The 353-nt window shown below is 28.0% G+C and carries 1 pseudogene; it reads right to left on the bottom strand.

The annotated features are described in order from the left end of the window. Window positions 1-349, bottom strand: a pseudogene (locus AC1DKZ_RS33175) (BC_2427 family protein); the annotation flags it as partial. Window positions 350-353: the final 4 nt, after the last annotated feature.

Here is a 353-nt window from a genome sequence, read left to right as displayed (position 1 = left end):
ATTCAGTTTCTTCACTTTCTTTCTCTAATACAATTACTTTTTCTTCTTTTGCTGATCTAGTTTTTTCACTTTCTTTCTCTAATTCAATTGCTTTTTCTTCTTTTGCTGATCTAGTTTTTTCACTTTCTTCCTCTAATTCAATTGCTTTATCTTCTTTTGCTGATACAGTTTTTTCACTTTCTTCCTCTAATTCAATTGCTTTATCTTCTTTTTTTGATTCAGTTTCTTCACTTTCTTTCTCTAATACAATTACTTTTTCTTCTTTTGCTGATCTAGTTTTTTCACTTTCTTTCTCTAATTCAATTGCTTTTTCTTCTTTTGCTGATCTAGTTTTTTCACTTTCTTCCTCCTAA

Source organism: Bacillus sp. 05T21 (assembly GCF_056396785.1).
The sequence above is the reverse complement of the archived record's forward strand: the minus strand, read 5'-3'. Positions and strand labels throughout refer to the sequence as shown.